This is a genomic window from Pseudomonas cerasi, assembly GCF_900074915.1.
Taxonomy (GTDB): domain Bacteria; phylum Pseudomonadota; class Gammaproteobacteria; order Pseudomonadales; family Pseudomonadaceae; genus Aquipseudomonas; species Aquipseudomonas cerasi.
In genome coordinates this window covers 502860-520324 of record NZ_LT222319.1, presented here as the reverse complement: position 1 = coordinate 520324, position 17465 = coordinate 502860, and the positions used below count along the sequence as shown (strand labels likewise).

At 61.1% G+C, this 17465-nt stretch carries 18 protein-coding genes; 7 read left to right on the top strand and 11 right to left on the bottom strand.

The features are described 5' to 3' along the window. Positions 1-11: 11 nt before the first annotated feature. The 4 genes from bioC to bioB all read right to left on the bottom strand — a co-directional run bounded on the left by bioC (position 12) and on the right by bioB (position 3851). Positions 12-821, bottom strand: a complete 810-nt coding sequence (bioC, locus tag PCPL58_RS04810) for a malonyl-ACP O-methyltransferase BioC (RefSeq protein WP_065348922.1) — start codon at positions 819-821, stop codon at positions 12-14. Then, positions 814-1545 (bottom strand): alpha/beta fold hydrolase, encoded by a 732-nt coding sequence (locus PCPL58_RS04805; protein ID WP_060708366.1) that lies wholly within the window; start codon positions 1543-1545, stop codon positions 814-816. The genes bioC and PCPL58_RS04805 overlap by 8 nt, the downstream gene beginning before the upstream one ends. Further along, entirely contained in the window at positions 1538-2728 is a 1191-nt protein-coding gene (bioF, locus tag PCPL58_RS04800; RefSeq protein ID WP_003432604.1) for an 8-amino-7-oxononanoate synthase, read from the bottom strand. Before bioF ends, PCPL58_RS04805 begins: the two co-directional genes overlap by 8 nt. 64 nt (positions 2729-2792) lie before the next feature. After that, positions 2793-3851 (bottom strand): biotin synthase BioB, encoded by a 1059-nt coding sequence (bioB, locus tag PCPL58_RS04795; RefSeq protein WP_003372416.1) that lies wholly within the window; start codon positions 3849-3851, stop codon positions 2793-2795. Positions 3852-3941: 90 nt separating this feature from the next. On the opposite strand from bioB, the gene PCPL58_RS04790 reads away from it, so the two are divergent. The 3 genes from PCPL58_RS04790 to PCPL58_RS04780 all read left to right on the top strand — a co-directional run bounded on the left by PCPL58_RS04790 (position 3942) and on the right by PCPL58_RS04780 (position 7577). Continuing rightward, positions 3942-4676: a ComF family protein gene (locus PCPL58_RS04790; protein ID WP_065348921.1), complete on the top strand. Its 735-nt coding sequence runs from the start codon at positions 3942-3944 to the stop codon at positions 4674-4676. A 138-nt stretch (positions 4677-4814) separates the two neighbouring features. After that, on the top strand, positions 4815-5579 hold the full coding sequence (locus tag PCPL58_RS04785) for a TOBE domain-containing protein (protein ID WP_003372419.1): 765 nt from the start codon (positions 4815-4817) through the stop codon (positions 5577-5579). An 81-nt stretch (positions 5580-5660) separates the two neighbouring features. Further along, entirely contained in the window at positions 5661-7577 is a 1917-nt protein-coding gene (locus tag PCPL58_RS04780; RefSeq protein WP_065350999.1) for a PhoX family protein, read from the top strand. 268 nt (positions 7578-7845) lie between these two features. Here the strand turns inward: PCPL58_RS04780 and PCPL58_RS04775 are convergent, their stop codons facing one another. Genes PCPL58_RS04775 through PCPL58_RS04750 form a run of 6 tightly spaced genes read right to left on the bottom strand, consistent with a single transcriptional unit; the run spans position 7846 to position 13397 of the window. After that, positions 7846-8679 carry a phosphodiesterase gene (locus tag PCPL58_RS04775; RefSeq protein ID WP_065348920.1) on the bottom strand — a complete coding sequence of 278 codons (834 nt, stop codon included), beginning with the start codon at positions 8677-8679 and terminating at the stop codon, positions 7846-7848. Positions 8680-8704: 25 nt separating this feature from the next. Continuing rightward, positions 8705-9736 (bottom strand): ABC transporter ATP-binding protein, encoded by a 1032-nt coding sequence (locus tag PCPL58_RS04770; protein WP_044309136.1) that lies wholly within the window; start codon positions 9734-9736, stop codon positions 8705-8707. After that, a complete protein-coding gene (locus PCPL58_RS04765; protein ID WP_003432594.1) occupies positions 9733-10527 on the bottom strand; it encodes an ABC transporter permease in 795 nt (264 codons plus the stop codon). Before PCPL58_RS04765 ends, PCPL58_RS04770 begins: the two co-directional genes overlap by 4 nt. Further along, positions 10524-11393, bottom strand: a complete 870-nt coding sequence (locus PCPL58_RS04760; protein WP_024661938.1) for an ABC transporter permease — start codon at positions 11391-11393, stop codon at positions 10524-10526. Before PCPL58_RS04760 ends, PCPL58_RS04765 begins: the two co-directional genes overlap by 4 nt. After that, positions 11393-12394: an ABC transporter substrate-binding protein gene (locus PCPL58_RS04755; protein ID WP_004654786.1), complete on the bottom strand. Its 1002-nt coding sequence runs from the start codon at positions 12392-12394 to the stop codon at positions 11393-11395. Before PCPL58_RS04755 ends, PCPL58_RS04760 begins: the two co-directional genes overlap by 1 nt. Further along, a complete protein-coding gene (locus PCPL58_RS04750) occupies positions 12378-13397 on the bottom strand; it encodes a LacI family DNA-binding transcriptional regulator (protein ID WP_065348919.1) in 1020 nt (339 codons plus the stop codon). The genes PCPL58_RS04755 and PCPL58_RS04750 overlap by 17 nt, the downstream gene beginning before the upstream one ends. A 194-nt stretch (positions 13398-13591) precedes the next feature. Here PCPL58_RS04750 and PCPL58_RS04745 point away from each other — a divergent pair, with 194 nt between their 5' ends. The 4 genes from PCPL58_RS04745 to PCPL58_RS04730 all read left to right on the top strand — a co-directional run bounded on the left by PCPL58_RS04745 (position 13592) and on the right by PCPL58_RS04730 (position 16698). Continuing rightward, positions 13592-14566 carry a serine/threonine protein kinase gene (locus PCPL58_RS04745; RefSeq protein ID WP_065348918.1) on the top strand — a complete coding sequence of 325 codons (975 nt, stop codon included), beginning with the start codon at positions 13592-13594 and terminating at the stop codon, positions 14564-14566. 324 nt (positions 14567-14890) lie between these two features. Continuing rightward, positions 14891-15778 carry an EamA family transporter RarD gene (rarD, locus tag PCPL58_RS04740; RefSeq protein ID WP_065348917.1) on the top strand — a complete coding sequence of 296 codons (888 nt, stop codon included), beginning with the start codon at positions 14891-14893 and terminating at the stop codon, positions 15776-15778. Positions 15779-16042: 264 nt separating this feature from the next. Then, a complete protein-coding gene (locus tag PCPL58_RS04735; protein ID WP_065348916.1) occupies positions 16043-16396 on the top strand; it encodes a type II toxin-antitoxin system RelE/ParE family toxin in 354 nt (117 codons plus the stop codon). Next, on the top strand, positions 16396-16698 hold the full coding sequence (locus tag PCPL58_RS04730; RefSeq protein ID WP_003372448.1) for an XRE family transcriptional regulator: 303 nt from the start codon (positions 16396-16398) through the stop codon (positions 16696-16698). The genes PCPL58_RS04735 and PCPL58_RS04730 overlap by 1 nt, the downstream gene beginning before the upstream one ends. A gap of 19 nt (positions 16699-16717) precedes the next feature. Here PCPL58_RS04730 and PCPL58_RS04725 read toward each other — a convergent pair whose 3' ends face one another. Beyond that, positions 16718-17236 carry a glycine cleavage system transcriptional repressor gene (locus tag PCPL58_RS04725; protein WP_065350998.1) on the bottom strand — a complete coding sequence of 173 codons (519 nt, stop codon included), beginning with the start codon at positions 17234-17236 and terminating at the stop codon, positions 16718-16720. Positions 17237-17465: the final 229 nt, after the last annotated feature.

The window sequence follows — 17465 nt, the reverse complement described above, 5'->3', positions numbered from 1 at the left end:
CTGTCAGTCCGTCAGTTTTTTTCAAGCACCGCGTACAGCACTTGATAGGTAGCGGGCAGTCCGGCGTCCTGGCGGAAGCCTTCATAGGCCTGAATCATGCCCATGATTCCCTCGCGCCCGGTCAGGCCATTGGGTCGTCCGGGGTTGAGATTGTGCGCACCGAGCGCCTTCAACTCGTGCGTCAGGCTGCGCACGTCCGGATAATGCAGAACCTGCGGGCGAACATCGAGGCTGCGCACTTGCAGGCCGCTCGCCGCGCACAGCTGACGATAGTCATCCTCATGACGAAAACGGTTCACATGCACCCGGCCGTCCACTGCCTGCCAACTGTCGCGCAACTCGTACAGCGTGCCGACACACAGGCTGGCAAAGGCAAATACGCCGCCTGGTTGCAAAACGCGGTGAGCTTCACTGAGCACCGCCGTGAAATCGGCGCACCACTGCACCGCGAGGCTGGAAAAAATCAGCCCGCAGCTCTGGTCACGCAGCGGCAGGTGCTCGGCATCACCCGCAACAAAGTGCTGTGCGCCACCCAAGGGTCGGGCGTGACGCAACATGCCTTCGGCGATATCCAGTGCAATGCCTTCGCTGCCATTGAAAGCCTGCGCCAGCGCCCGGCTGAAATAGCCGGTGCCGCTGCCTAGATCCAGCCAGCGAGACGGATTGCATTGCGCAGGCAAACACGTGAGCAGTTCATTACCGACGTTGCGCTGCAGTTCGGCAACGCTGTCATAGCTGCCTGCCGCGCGGGAAAACGACGCGGCGACCTGACGTTTGTCAGGCAAGACAGAAGGTGGTTTGGGGATTGAAAGATCAGTCATCGTCCAGCTCGTGCAGAAAGGCATGGATCGCAGCCGCCACCCCGTGAGGGTTTTCCAGCAGGAAGGCATGACTGGCCTGCTCGATGAGCCCCACTTCGACATCCGGCAACAAGGCCAGCAGATCACTTGCCGCCTCAGCGGGCACGAAGGCATCCAGCCCGGCAAACAGGTGCAGTTGCGGGCCACGATAGGTTTGCAAAGCGCTGCGGGTGTCGAGTTGCCGAAGTATTTTCAGGCCGTCGATCAACGCCGTTTTCGACAGGTGCGGTGCGCCGGCCTTGAGCAGCCGCGCCAGACCGCGCGGGTCTTCTGCGCCTTGCGTGCATAACAGGCTGAAACGCTTGAGGGTCAGGTCCGGATCATCGGCACAGCCAGCCAGAAATGCCTCGAAATCCTGCGCGGGCATTGCGTTCGGCCACGCACCTTGGGTGACGAAACAGGCGTTGCTGGCCAGCGTCAGTAATCCGCAACAACCTTCGCCGCGCCGCGCCGCCAGTTCAGCCGCGAGCATGCCACCCAATGACCAGCCGCCCAGCCAGGCGTCGTCTGGCAGGTTGCTGTCCAGTTCGTCGAGCCAGTCTGGCAAGTCGCAGCTGTCGATATCCGGCAATGGCTCGACTTCAACCCGCAAGTGCTCGTCCAGCCCACGCAGCGCAGCAGCAAGCGGCTCCAGCGGCGAAACGCCAAGGCCCCAGCCTGGCAACAGAATCAGACGATCACGCATGAACAGGCTCCGAGGATTGGCTGGCATCCAGCAGCGGGTAGCACTGCTCCAGAGTGTTCAATAATAGCTGCACGTCGGCTTCGCTGTGCGCGGCAGACAAGGTCACACGAAGTCGCGCGCTGCCCGCAGGCACGGTAGGCGGGCGAATGGCGGTGACCAGCAGGCCACGCTCGCGGAGCAACTGCGAGAGGTGCAACGCTCGACCGGCATCACCGATCATGATCGGCTGAATCGGGGTAAAGCTGTCCATCAGTTGCAGCCCGATCTGCTCGGCACCGCGACGAAACTGCTGAATCAGCCGCGTCAGATGCTCGCGACGCCAATGCTCGGTACGCAGCAACTGCAGGCTTTTCAAGGTGGCGCAGGCCAGCGCGGGCGGCTGGCTGGTGGTGTAGATGTAGGGCCGGGCGAACTGGATCAGGGTTTCGATCAACTCTTCACTGCCGGCCACAAACGCTCCGGAAGTGCCGAACGACTTGCCCAGGGTGCCGACCAGCACCGGCACGTCATCCATGCTCAGGCCGAAGTGCTCGACGATACCGGCGCCGTTGGCACCCAAGGGGCCGAAGCCGTGAGCGTCATCCACCATCAGCCAGGCCCCTTTGGCCCTCGCCGAACGGGCCAGCGCGGGCAAATCGGCGATGTCGCCGTCCATGCTGAACACCCCGTCGGTGACTACCAGGGTATCGCCCACGGATTTTTCCAGGCGGGCTTCCAGGCTGCTCACATCGTTGTGCAGATAGCGCGAAAACCGTGCACCGCTGAGCAGACCGGCATCCAGTAGCGAGGCGTGGTTGAGACGGTCCTCCAGCACCGTATCGCCCTGCCCGACCAACGCCGTCACTGCGCCCAGGTTGGCCATGTAGCCATTGGAGAACAACAGGGCGCGCGGGCGACCGGTCAGCTCGGCCAGCGCTTCTTCCAGTTCATGGTGCGGCGCGCTGTGGCCGATCACCAGATGCGAAGCCCCGCCTCCCACGCCCCAGCGCTCGGCACCTGCCTGCCAGGCGGCGATCACCTCGGGATGATTGGCCAGCCCCATATAATCGTTGTTGCAGAACGCCAGTAACGGCTGGCCGTCGACGATGACCTGCGGCCCCTGCGGACTTTGCAGCAGCGGGCGCTGGCGATAGAGGTGTGCGGCGCGCCGGGCATCGAGGCGCGTGCGGAGATCGAAAGACATGCAGGCCCCGAACCGGAAGATGACAATTCAAAACGGGCCGGAACAGGCCGGCCCATTCAACGGATCAGGCAGAGGCAGCGTCGTAGAACATCGAGCTGCTTTGCTGCTCGACCAGCGCCTGTTCGATGGCGGCCTGATGCACTTCGTCGGCATGCCCTTCGCCCGCTTCGGGCTTGATGCCCAGACGCGAGAACAACAGCATGTCCTTATCGGCCTGCGGGTTGGCGGTGGTCAGCAGCTTGTCGCCGTAGAAAATCGAGTTGGCCCCGGCGAAGAACGCCAGTGCCTGCATTTGCTCGTTCATCGCTTCGCGACCGGCGGACAGACGCACGTGGGATTTCGGCATGAGAATCCGTGCCACGGCGAGCATGCGAATGAAATCGAACGGGTCAACATCTTCGGCGTTTTCCAGCGGCGTACCGGCGACCTTGACCAGCATGTTGATCGGCACCGACTCCGGGTGCTCAGGCAGGTTGGCCAGTTGAATCAGCAGCCCCGCGCGGTCATCGAGGGACTCGCCCATGCCCAAAATGCCACCGGAGCAGATCTTCATCCCCGCATCGCGCACGTAGGCCAGGGTTTGCAGGCGCTCGCTGTAGGTCCGGGTGGTGATGATGCTGCCGTAGAACTCCGGCGAGGTGTCGAGGTTGTGGTTGTAGTAATCCAGCCCGGCAGTGGCCAGCGCTTCGGTCTGTTCCTGATCGAGGCGGCCCAGGGTCATGCAGGTTTCCATGCCCATGGCTTTCACGCCTTTGACCATCTCCAGCACATAAGGCATGTCCTTGGCGGAAGGATGCTTCCAGGCCGCGCCCATGCAAAAGCGGGTCGAGCCAATGGCCTTGGCACGCGCGGCTTCTTCAAGCACCTTCTGCACTTCCAGCAGCTTTTCTTTCTCGAGACCGGTGTTGTAGTGGCCGGACTGCGGACAGTACTTGCAGTCTTCCGGGCAGGCGCCGGTCTTGATCGACAGCAGCGTGGAGACTTGCACGCGGTTGGCGTCGAAGTGAGCGCGGTGCACCGTTTGCGCCTGAAACAGCAGGTCATTGAATGGCTGTACGAACAGCGCCCTGACCTCGGCTAAAGTCCAGTCGTGACGCAAAGTGGCGGTGGTGCTGGCGCTCATCGGGCGGCTCCTTGGTGTTTCTGGGCAATGCGCGAGGGCGGGAAAGACCCCATGCGCTACACGGATGTCGGGCATATTTAAGGAAGAGCCATGCGCTGTCAACCCAGCTACCCGTATGAGGTTTACATCTGGTTAAAAAACAAACAATCCTGTTTGTTATGCGATGAACGCAGTGAGGTGCCCACGCCCATTTGCGTGCCGTGCGAAGCAGAACTGCCGTGGCTGGGCAACGCCTGCGTGTGCTGTGCGCTGCCGTTACCGCGTTCAGGCATGAGCTGCGCGCAATGCTGCAAGCAAACGCCCGGCTTTGCTCAGGTCATCGCGCCCTGGCTGTACGATTTCCCGGTCGACGGTTTGATCACCCGCTTCAAACATAACGGTAAATGGCCCATGGGACGACTGCTGGCGGAACTATGCGCGCAATACCTGCAGCACCGTTTCGAGGAAGACCTGCCGCGCCCCGACTGCCTCATTCCAGTGCCGCTGGCCAACAAACGCTTGCGCCAGCGCGGCTACAATCAGGCGGCAATGCTGGCCGGTTGGCTGGGTAAACAGCTGCAACTGCCCGTCGACGAAGAGCATGTGTTACGCAGCCGGGAGACAACCGCGCAACAGGGCCTGGACGCGAAAGCCCGCAGGCGCAACCTGCGCGGCGCCTTTACCCTGGTTGATCCCGATTGGGTACAGGGCAAGCACTTGGCGCTGGTCGATGATGTTCTGACCACCGGTTCGACGGCTGAGGTCATTGCGCGACTGCTGAACAAGGCCGGTGCGCGGCGGGTGGACGTGTATTGCCTGGCTCGCACGCCCAAGCCGGGTGACTAATGGCCCCTACGCGCCTGGTTTAATATCGTTCCCACGCTCCAGCGTGGTAATGCCTTTCGGGACGCTCCGCGTCCGGTTTCGACGCCATGAGCGAGAGCGATCATACTGCCCACTCCTACTCGACCGCACCGGATTTCCATGGCCCTCCCCACCTTGCTGACGCAACACATGGTCCGTCGCCCGCAACGCATTGCGCTGTTGCAGCATATTGCCGAACAGGGCTCGATCACCCGCGCTGCGAAAAGCGCAGGGCTGAGTTACAAGGCGGCCTGGGACGCGATCGACGAGCTGAACAATCTGGCGCAAAAACCGCTGGTAGAGCGCAGTGTCGGCGGGCGCGGCGGTGGCGGCGCGAAGTTGTCGGTCGAGGGCGAGCGAGTGCTGCGTCTCTATCAGCGCGTCCAGGCCTTGCAGGCCCAGGTGCTGGAAGCGGCCGAAGACAGCAGCGACCTTGACCTGCTCAATCGCCTGACCCTGCGTACCAGCGCACGCAATCAGTTGCTGGGGCGGATCGTCAGCATCACCCGCCAGGGGCATAACGATCAGGTTCGCCTGCAATTGGCGGACGAGGTGTTTATCGAAGCACAGGTCACCCATGACAGCACCCTGCGTCTGGAACTGGAAAACGGCACGGAGGTGGTTGCACTGATCAAGGCCGGCTGGCTGGAACTGCACGCAGACCGCAGCGAAGAAACAAATGGAAACAATTGTCTGATCGGCCGAATCGACAGCGTGACCGACGCTGAAGATGGCCCGAGCGAAGTACGCATCACACTCCCCGGCGGCCAGACGCTGTGCGCCCTGGCGACACCTGAGCACCTGCATGCACAACAGTTGAAAACCGGCACCACGGTGCAGGCAAGATTTGCAGCTTCACTGGTACTGCTGGGTATACCGTTGTAAGCGCTGGCAGGTCATCACCACGACACAATTTCGTCATATGCGCGCACTAAGGTGGCTGCCATATTCGAGGGAGCCGTGATGATGAAACTATTAGAAGAAAACCAGACCACTGACCTGGAAAACCTGGTCGGCGCCGACAAGGTCGGCCTCACCCGCCGCGGTTTCATCAGCGCGGGCGCATTGTGCGGCGCTGCGATGTTTCTCGGCGGCAACCTGCTCAGCCGTACCGCTCTGGCCAACAGCGTCAGCGCGGCGTCTGGCAGATTGCTCGGCTTCCAGAGCATTCCTGCTGCCACCGCCGACAGCATCAGCCTGCCAGCAGGTTACACGTCCTCGGTACTGATCAGTTGGGGCCAGCCTCTGCGAGCGGGCGGTCCGGCGTTCGACCCGAGTGGCAAGGGTACCGCCCAGGCTCAGGAGGTGCAGTTCGGCGACAACAACGACGGCATGTGCCTGTTCCCGATGCGGGGTCGCAAAGACCGTGCTTTACTGGCGATCAACAACGAATACACCAACTACCGCTACCTCTTCGAGCATGGCAAGGAGCCGCAATCGGCAGAAGAAGTGCGCAAGGCACTCGCCGCAGAAGGCGTGTCAGTGATCGAGATACAGCAGAAAAACGGCAAATGGCAGTTCGTGCAGGACTCGCGTTACAACCGTCGCGTGCATGGCAATACGCCGATCAGGCTGAGTGGCCCGGCGGCCGGTCACGAATGGCTCAAGACTGACGCCGACAAGACCGGCACCCGCGTCCTGGGGACTTTCCAGAACTGCTCCAGCGGCCAGACACCGTGGGGCACGTACCTGACCTGTGAAGAGAACTTCACCGACTGCTTCGGCAGCAGCAACCCGGAGCAGACATTCGATGCGGGCATGAAGCGCTATGGCGTCGTGGCTGCCAGTAAAGAGATCAACTGGCACCCGCACGACCCGCGCTTCGACGTGGCGAAAAACCCCAACGAGGTCAATCGCCATGGCTGGGTGGTCGAGATCGATCCGTTCGACCCCGAATCGACGCCGGTCAAGCGCACGGCACTCGGGCGTTTCAAGCACGAAAACGCCGCCTTCACGCAGACCAGGGACGGGCGCGCCGTGGTGTACATGGGCGACGACGAGCGTGGCGAGTTCATCTACAAATTCATCAGCCGCGACCGGATCGATCGCAAGAACCCGAAAGCCAATCGCGACCTGCTGGACCACGGCACCCTGTACATGGCGCAATTCGACGCTGGCAACGGTAACCCGGACCATCCAAAGGGCAACGGCCAGTGGATCGAACTGAAATACGGCAAGAACGGCCTCGATGCCGCTGCGGGTTTCGCCAATCAGGCTGAAGTGTTGATTCATGCACGGCTGGCCGCCAGCGTGGTCAAGGCCACGCGCATGGACCGCCCGGAATGGATCGTGGTCAGCCCCAAGGATGGCCAGGTTTATTGCACGCTGACCAACAACATCAAGCGCGGCGACGAAGGTCAACCTGTCGGCGGGCCGAATCCACGCGCCAAGAACCAGTACGGACAGATCCTGCGCTGGCGCGAAGGCGGCAACAATGCGTCGGCGATGGCGTTCGAGTGGGACCTGTTTGTGGTCGCGGGCAACCCGACCGTACACGCCGGTACGCCACAGGCCGGGTCGAGCAACATCAACGCGCAGAACATGTTCAACAGCCCGGACGGCCTGAGTTTCGATCGATCGGGTCGGCTGTGGATCCAGACCGACGGCGACTCCAGCAACAAGGGTGACTTCGCTGGCATGGGCAACAACCAGATGCTCTGTGCCGACCCGGCCAGCGGCGAGATCCGCCGTTTTCTGGTTGGCCCGATCGGTTGCGAAATCACCGGCATCAGCTTTGCGCCTGACTACCGGACGATGTTCATCGGCATCCAGCATCCCGGTGAAAACGGTGGCTCTACCTTCCCCGAGCATTTGCCCAACGGTAAACCGCGCTCATCGGTGATGGTCATCACCCGGGAAGATGGCGGCGTTATCGGCGCCTGATCGGCAATCAGGAAGAGGACGCAGATCGCTCATCGTTATATAAAGGTCTGCTATTGATTCTGGCCGGAGGCCGTGGGAGCGAACTTGTTCGCGAAGAGGGCTGTATGATCGTCGAAAATGCATCGACTGAAACACCGTCTTCGTGAGCAAGCTCACTCCCACAAGGATCTTTACTCCGCCTGATACTGCGCGTCGAGCCCCGCTTTCCGGGCTCATCAAGACTTGAGTATCACGCCGGGCGCAGAGCGTGGGAGCGATGAGCAATCAATTAATCAATCAACCCGTTCACATCGTAGAACGGGTATGGCCCTTCATAGTCGCCGAACACGGCGTTATGACTGACAAATCCCTGTTCCGAATGCCAGCGATGCAGCACGTAACCTGCCGGTTCCAGATTGAAATGCGCAGGCGCGGCTTCGTCGAGGTCGAGGACGATCTGGTGTGAGGTGCCCGGGCAGATGCTCGCCACGCTGCCTCCGAAACGTCGCTGCATCGGTCGATGCAAATGTCCGCACAGCAAACGCTCCACTTGCGGATGCTGGGCGATCACGCGCTCCAGCGCCGATGCGTTGCCGAAGGATTCGCGGTCCATGTGCCCTATGCCGGTAATGAACGGCGGATGGTGCATGACGATCACGGTCGGCACGTAAGGACGACGGGACAGCTGTGCGTGCAGCCAGTCCAGCTGACAATAATCCAGTTGCCCGCCATGCTCGCCGGGAATGGTCGTGTCCATGCCGATCAGGCGCACCGGGTATTTCTCAACGACCCAGTCCAGAGGACCGCTGGCCGACAACGGCAGGTACACCTGCTCGGCAAACGCGGCCAGCAGGTTGTGCCGATCGTCATGATTGCCGGGCACCAGATAGAACGGCATCTGCAGACGTTCCAGTTCGGGCTTGAGCACGGCGTATTCGTCCTCGCGACCGAAGTCCACCAGGTCACCGCTGATCACCACGATGTCGGGGCGCTGCTTGCTGGCATTGATGTGCGCGACAGCGCGGCGCAGCGCCCGCAGGGTATCGACCACGCCATAGGTCAGGCGCCCGTCGGCTTTGAGGTGCAGGTCACTGATCTGAGCAATAAGAAACGGACGATTCAAAATAATCTCTCTACGAAAAACGAGTTCACGAATGCAGGGTAAACAGCACTTGCGGGTCGACGCTCAAGGCAATGACTGCGTTTGCGGCATAAATCACGTTGTCGGTGCTGTCTACCAGCAGCGGCTGCGGGCCACCGACATCGACCAGCAAGCGACTTTGCGCGCCCTGAAAAAACTGCCCGACCAGACGCCCATGAATATGGCCGTTTCCTGACATCAAACGCAGGTGCTCGGGGCGGCAGTAGACCGTGCCCGGTAGGTCAGCACCGTGCCACGGCAGCTCGCCGCCGCTCACCTTGAGGCCTGACGGGGTGCGCTCGACCACGCTGAACGCATTCAGATTGCCGACAAACCCGGCGACGAACGCATTGGCAGGTTGTTGATAGATGTCCCTCGGCGTCGCCAATTGCGAGACGCAGCCTTTTTCCATGACCAGAATCCGGTCGCCCAGGGCCATCGCCTCGCCCTGATCGTGGGTGACGAAAACTGAGGTGATGCCCAGCCCACGCAGCAACTGGTCCAGCTCACTGCGCAAGCGCTCGCGCAACTGCGCGTCCAGTGCCGCCAGCGGCTCGTCCAGCAACAGCACCCGAGGGCGCGGCGCCAGCGCCCGGGCCAGCGCGACCCGTTGGCGCTGCCCGCCAGACAGCTCGTTGACGCGGCGCTTGCCGTGGCCGGTCAAACCGACCAGTTCCAGCAACTCATCGCAACGCTTGTTGCGCTCGGCAGCCGACAGACCACGAATCTTCAGGCCGTAAACGATATTGCCGGCCACATCGAGGTTGGGAAACAACGCGTAGTTCTGAAACACCATGCCCACGTCGCGCCGCTCGATGGGCAGACGAGTCACGTCCTGATCATCGAACAACACCTGCCCGACGTCCGGACGTTCAAGCCCGGCAATCAGCCGCAAGGTGGTGGTCTTGCCGCAACCGGACGGACCGAGAATCGCCAGCGTTTCGCCGGGCTCGATGGTCAGGTGCAGATCCTTTACAGCAACGGTGCCGTCGGCAAATGCCTTGCGGCAGCCTTTCAGGCGAATGGTGGTTCCGCTCATCGGCTCTCTCCACGGGCAAGACGCGCGCTGATGGCCTGCAACGCAATCAGCAGCGGCACAATCAGCAACAGAAAAAGAAGGGTGTAGGCACTGGCGACTTCCAGTCGGGCCGAGGCGTAACTGTCGGCCAGACCGACCGGCAGGGTTTTGGTCATCGGCGTGTGCAGCATCCAGGTCAGGTTGAATTCGCCCAGCGACAGGGTCACGACCATCAGCACACCGGCAAGAATCCCGGCCCGGCAGTTAGGCACCACCACACTGAAGAAACGCTTGATCGGCCCGGCGCCCAGACTGGCGGCCGCCTCTTCGAGCACCGGCAGTTGCTGACGCTGCATCACCGCCATGACCGGGCGCACCAGGAACGGCAGGGTGAACAACACGTGGCCGACCAGAATGAACAACCAGCTGCTGCGAAAGCCGCCGAACTGGCCGTAGGTCAGCAGTAACGCGAGGGCGCTGGCCAGACCGGGCATGGCGACGGGCAAGACCATCAATTCCTCGAAGGCCCGGCTGAAGCGATTGTTCATGCGCACCAGCGCATACGCTGCCGGGACGCCCACCAGACACACGCAGATTGCGCACGCCACGGCCAGTTGCAACGACAGCCAGACGGTCGGTGAGTAGGCCTGCCAGACTTGCACCAGCCAGTCGAAGGTCAGACCGCTCGACAGGCCCAGAAAATAGTTGCGCGTCAGGCCGGCCAGTAACGACAGCACCACCGGGACCAGCATGAACGCGCAGACCAACAGCGTGAACGCCAGTTGTACTGCAAACAACGGAGAACGTTTCACAAGGGAACTCCCGATTTACCGACCATGCGACGGGCCAGCAACAACACTGCCCACGTCACCAGCCCGAGGATTACCGACAGCGCTGCGGCCACCGTGAAGTTGGCGTAATTGGTGAACACGTTGTAGATCGCTACCGGCGTGACGTTCAGACGCGTGCCCAGGGTAAAGGCCGTGCCGAATGCGCCCATTGACGTGGCGAAGCAGATCGCGCCGCAGGACACCAGCGCGGGTGCCAGCCCCGGAACGATCACATCGCACACCACGCGCCAATGACCCGCGCCCAGCGAATGCGCGGCTTCTTCAAGGCTGCGATCCAGACTTTCGCAGGCCGCCATGACCGTCAGAATCACTCGCGGAATCGAGAAATACAGATAGCCGATGAACAGTCCGGTCAGCGAATAGGCGAATACCCAGCGCTCGCCCGCCAGGTGCAACCCGAGCGCGGCGAAGATACCTTGGCGACCGGCCAGCAGAATCACCAGAAAGCCGACCACCACACCGGGAAACGCCAGCGGGAAGGTCAGCAAAGCCACCAGCGCAGAGCGTCCGAAGAAGTGGTTGCGGGCCAGAAACACACCGCTGATGCCGCCGACCAGTAACGCCGCGAGCGTCACCACCAGCGCCAGCAGGCAGGTTTGCGCCAGACTGCCCAGGTACTGAGGACTGCTCAGGACCTGCCAGTAACCGCTGCCATTGCCATCGGACCCTTGCGTGCCGAGCATGATCAGGTGGGTCAGCGGCAGCAACCAGAATGCCAGCAATACGGCCATCGCCGGAGCCAGCGCCACCGCAGCGGTCGGGCGCAGCCGCAGCCTGAAAGATCCGCCCTTGCGCAGAGCCAGCGCTTGTTCCGGCGAGGCCGACATTACTTCACCTCACGCAGATAACGGGCGGCGAAGGCTTCCTGCACGGCGGCCATGTGCTGGTAATCCACCACACCGGCACGGGCGTAATCGCTGTCCGGCAAGAACTGCGCAGCAACATCGGCAGGCATCTTCGAGCGTACCGGGCGCAGATAGGCCTTGGCCCACAGCGCCTGACCTTCATCGGACAGCACGAAATCCAGCACCTTCTCGGCGTTGGCACGATGCGGCGCCTTGGCGACCATGCTCATCACATAGGGAACGCCGATGGTGCCTTCCTTGGGAATCACGAAGGCAACGTTGGCCTTGTCCTTGTAGCGAGCGCGATAGGCGTTGAAGTCATAGTCGACCAGAATCGGCAGCTCGCCGGACAGCACGCGTGCATAGGCGGTTTGCTTGGGCACGATGGGCGAGTTTTTCGCCAGTTTCTGGAAGTAGTCGATGGCCGGACCGAAATTGTCCAGCGTGCCGCCCATGGCCTGGTTGATCGCCACGGCGGACACGTAGCCGACGAACGCGCTGGACGGGTCGAGGTAGCCGACCATGCCCTTGTACTCGGGCTTGAGCAGATCCGCCCAGCTTTGCGGCACCGGCAGACCGCCCAGTGCGTCCACGTTGACCATGATGCCGAGGGTCCCGGAGTGAATCGCGAACCAGTGCCCTTCAGGGTCTTTCAAGCCTGCCGGAATCTCGTCCCAGTGTTTGGGTTTGTAGGTATCGACCACGCCGGCCTTCTGCGCCTGCAGGCCAAAGGTCACGCCGTAATAGACCACGTCAGCGACCGGTGCGGCCTGCTCGGCAACGATCTGCGCCAGCGCCTGGCCGGAGTTCTTGTTGTCCAGCGGCACCTGGACACCGGTACTGTCGGCAATCGCCTTGAGCTGCGTTCCCCAGTCAGCCCATTCGGGCGGGCAGTTGTAGCAGATGGCGGTTTCGGCGGCCTGGGCGAGGCTGGCCGCACCACATAACAGCAGTGCCGCGAGGGTTTTACTGAGGCTGAGCATGAAGCATCTCCTGGTAGGGCTGGGTGCTTTCGCCGGGCCGGATGTGGCACGGCAGACAATGAGAAACAGGTACTGCGCCAGCAATCCGTGCCAGTAATTGGTCGATGACAATGTGCGCCAGCTCGGCGATGGGCTGAACCACGCTGCACAAGGTCGGGTGCATCTGCGTGCCGAGGGCGATGCCGTCGAAGCCGATCACCGACAGGCGCTCGGGAACGCCCCAGCCGTTGCGGCGTAATTCGGCAATCAGGCTGATGGCCAGCAAATCGTTGGAACAGACCAGCGCGCTGGGCGCGTCCGGGCCACGTAACGGGGGTTCCAGTGCAGCGAAATCGGCGCTTGTATGAGCAGGCATTTCAATCACTGGTCGCGCTTCAAGCCCACACTCGGCCATGGCGTCGCGATAGCCTTCATAACGCAGTCGGGCGCGGTCGGACTGCATGGCCGGGCCTGCGACCATGGCGACTCGCTGATGGCCTGCATCGATCAGGTAACGAGTGGCCAGCACCATGCCCGCCCGGTTATCCACAGACACCGCGCTGTAATCCGGGTTACCGGTCTGGTGATAGGCCAGCACGAACGGAGTGTCTTCATTGATCAGGCTTTGCAGTACCCGGTTGTGCTCGGCGTCGGTCACCGTCAGCACCAGCCCGTCGACCCGCTGACGCAACAACTCCTCAACTACGGCGCTTTCACGCTCTGCGGTGTAGTCGGTGGTTGCCAGCAGCAGGTTATAACCCCGCGCCCGCGCCGCCCGCTCCATGGCCTGAAACTGTTCGGCAAACACCGGGTTGAGCAGGTTGGGCACCACCACGCCAATCAGGTTGGTGGTTTGCAGACGCAACTGGCGGCCCAGCCGATTGGGGCGAAAACCCAAGGCGCGGGCCGCAGCGAATACCCGCTCACGGGTTTCCGAGCGCACGACGTCGGGGCTTGCGAAGGCACGTGCCGCAGTAGCCCGGGAAACCCCGGCCAGATGCGCTACCTCTTTCAGATCAGTCATTGTCGCTCACTTGAGATCGATCTCATTGACGGCGACTCTAGGCGTCGAACATGGCTATCTCGCTAACGACTCATGACTTTTTGATGACAAAAGAGCCCGAAGGCAGATTAAACGGATGGGGTTTGGCGAAGCGGGACCGGTCTGCGTTACCATCAGCGGTCCGACGCGGCAACCTGCTGCGCGCAGGAGTAGTCATGGCTCACCCGTTTGCAACACTTACTCCCGATCTGGTCCTGGATGCTGTCGAAAGCATCGGTTTTCTCAGCGATGCCCGTATCCTGGCGCTCAACAGTTACGAAAACCGCGTCTATCAGGTCGGTATCGAAGACGGCCAACCGCTGATCGCCAAGTTCTATCGCCCACAGCGCTGGACTACCGAAGCCATCCTTGAAGAGCACAGCTTCACCGCTGAACTGGTCGAGGTCGAAGTGCCCGTGGTCGCGCCCATGGTGCACAACGGCGCAACCCTGTTCGAGCACGCCGGTTTCCGTTTCACGCTGTTCCCGCGTCGCGGTGGACGAGCACCGGAGCCAGGCAATCTCGATCAGTTGTATCGCCTGGGCCAGTTACTGGGGCGTCTGCATGCCGTCGGCTCGACCAAACCGTTCGCGCACCGTGAAGCCCTGGGCGTGAAGAACTTCGGCCATGATTCGGTCAACTATCTGCTGCAAAACGACTGCATCCCGCGCAGCCTGCTGCCGGCTTACGAGTCAGTGGCTCGTGACCTGCTCAAGCGTGTCGAAGACGTTTACGCGGCCACACCGCACACCAACATCCGCATGCATGGCGACTGCCACCCCGGCAACATGATGTGCCGTGACGAGATGTTCCACATCGTCGATCTGGACGATTGCCGCCTCGGCCCTGCCGTCCAGGATATCTGGATGATGCTGGCCGGCGACCGCCAGGAACGTCTGGGTCAGCTGTCGGAGCTGATGGACGGCTACAACGAATTTCATGATTTTGATCCACGCGAGCTGGCCCTGATTGAACCGCTGCGTGCCTTGCGCCTGATGCACTACAGCGCCTGGCTGGCCCGGCGCTGGGATGACCCGGCGTTTCCGCACAGCTTTCCGTGGTTCGGCACGGAGCTCTACTGGGGCGACCATATCCTGGCCCTGCGCGAGCAGATGGCAGCACTGAATGAAGAGCCGTTGAAACTGTTTTGACCTGATGAGCCCCAGGTTATCGTGCGGCGCTCCGCGTCGCATGCAGTTCTGGACGCTCTGCGTCCGATCCTGAATGTCCGGTGCGGCGCAAATCTGTGACGCGGAGCGTCACCCAAGGCATTCCCACGCTGGAGCGTGAGGAACGATAATCTCAACTATCGTGCGGCGCTCTGCGTCCGATCCTGAGCAAGCGGCGCGGCACAGATGTCGTGAATCGGTCGAACCTGTGTATAACATCGAGCGCTACAGCGTCAGTACAATCAAAACCATCAACCGCATCACTCCACAATAAAACCGGAATTTTCTGCATTTAAGGGACGCTCCATGCAAGCTGCCAATCCACGCCGTGGATACATTCTGGGCCTGAGTGCTTACATCATCTGGGGCCTGTTCCCCATCTACTTCAAAGCCATTGCCGCGGTTCCGGCCATCGAGATCATCATCCATCGCGCGCTCTGGTCGGCGCTCTTCGGCTCGATTGTGCTGATGTTCTGGAAGCATCCCGGCTGGTGGCGCGACCTGCGCGACAATCCGCAACGGCTGGCCGTGCTGGCGCTGAGCGGCACGCTGATCGCCAGCAACTGGATCATCTACGTCTGGGCAGTGAACAACGGGCGCATGCTGGAGGCCAGCCTCGGGTATTACATCAACCCGCTGGTCAACGTGCTGCTCGGCATGTTGCTGCTGGGCGAGCGCCTCAGACGCCTGCAAATGCTGGCGGTCGCTTTCGCCGCGATGGGTGTCGCACAGCAGGTCTGGCACGTCGGCAGCCTGCCGTGGGTGTCGCTGGCGCTGCCATTGACCTTCGCGTTCTATGGGCTGATCCGTAAACAAGCCCCGGTCGCTGCCCTGCCCGGCCTGGTGGTCGAAACCTGGATGCTTGTGCCGCTGGCACTGATCTGGCTGACGCTCAACCCGACGGCCGTGAGCGCCCAGCCGGAATTCTGGACCACCACGCAAGCCATCTGGCTCGCCGCCGCAGGCCCGGTGACGCTGGTACCGCTGGTGTGCTTCAACGCCGCCGCCCGCCATTTGCCGTTCACCACCCTGGGCTTCCTGCAAGACATCGCGCCCACACTCGTCCTGCTGCTGGCTGTGCTGCTGTATGGCGAACACCTGACCACCAGCACCATCATCACCTTCGCTTTCATCTGGACGGGGCTGGCGATCTACAGTGTGGATATCTGGCTGAAATCCCGCGGCCGTCACTGATCAAAAAACAGACAACATCTTGCAGGCCACGCAAACCGTGGCCTGCAAAGGGTTCTCCAAGGGTTATCCACAGGCAGACTCACCTTATCTGTGCACAAGCCCCTGAAACTGTTGGATTTTTGATCAATCGCCGCCAAGCCACGGCCGACGTGACGCGCAACGCGATTCCCCCAGGTTATCCACAGGCAGGTGCACGGTTAACTTGGATAACCGAGACAGCTTTCCGAACATTGAATTGTGCACATTTTTTGGCACACTCCAACTATGAGTAATCCTCCCCCTATTTTGATCGTTAAGTTTTTCCGAACCGAAACAGGCATTGAGCCTGTACGTGAATGGTTGATTGATCTGCCACGTGATGATCGTAAGGCCGTCGGCACTGATATCAGGACCGTTCAGTTCGGATGGCCAATAGGTATGCCTGTGGTCCGTAAAATGGAGCCAGACCTTTGGGAAGTCAGAATTGATTTGAAGGAAAAGATCGCACCAGTACTGTTTACCATCGAAGCCCACACAATGGTTTTGCTTCATGGCTTCATCAAAAAAAGCGAAAAAACTCCCGCGGCCGATCTGGAAACTGCCAGACAGCGCAAGGCAGCACTGAAGAGGAAAAGGTAATGAACGAGCACATTGGCTCCGACTTCGATGATTTCCTTGCCGAGCAAGGTTTTGCCGAGGAGGTTTCTGCCGCAGCTCTGAAGCGAGTCATCTCTTGGCAGATCGCCGAAGTCATGAAACAGCAAAAGGTGACCAAGAAGGCCCTTGCCGAGCGCATGCACACAAGCCGGACGGCAGTGGACAGGGCCCTGGATCAAAACGATCCGGGAATGACTCTTGCGACGCTGGCCAGCGCAGCAAGAGCGCTGGGGCAACGTGTAGAAGTCAGACTGGTACCGGAGCGAGAAGCAGTCCGCAGCTGAATAAAAACAGTGATCGGACTTACTCCTTGGCCCCCAGCACCAACTCCACCATCAAATCATCCGCCAGAGTCTCGAGCGCCGTCTGCAGGTCATCCAGTGAAAGGTCCTGAGGGACGCCCAACACCGCGTCGGCGTGGAACAGCAGTTCGCTGCTCATGGGCGCGGGGGACACGTTGGTAATCAGGTGTTCGACATTGACGCCCCGCCCGGCCAGCAAACGGGTGATGTCGCGTACGATGCCGGGGCGGTCGTTGCCGACCAGTTCCATGCTGATCATTCGAGTCGTATCGGTGGTCTCGACCACGCTCTCGGCCAGCAACATGCGGATGCCATGGGCTGACAAACCATTCAGGGCCTTGATCAGGTCATCATAGTTTTCTGCCTCGACGCCTACCTTGAGGATCCCGGCAAATTGTCCGGCCATGCGCGACATGCGACTTTCCAGCCAGTTGTCGCCATGCTCGGCGATGCAGCGTGCGATGCGTTCGACCTGACCCGGTTTGTCGGGAGCAACCAGCGTTACGACGAGATGATCCACGGTCAATTCCTCTTTCTGCACAGATGATTTGGAGACAGCGTCGGTCTTACGAGTATAGGCATGCCCGAAGGGCAGCTCGCTCGCGGTAAATCGTGTACCGTTTGCCACGCTTTATGGAACAATCCTGAGCGTTTCTGGGAACACGATGAATATCACCGTGACCCAATATGAATATCCAGTCGTTTAGTGACATATTCAGCGACGTTTTCACGCGATGACGGCTCATGTA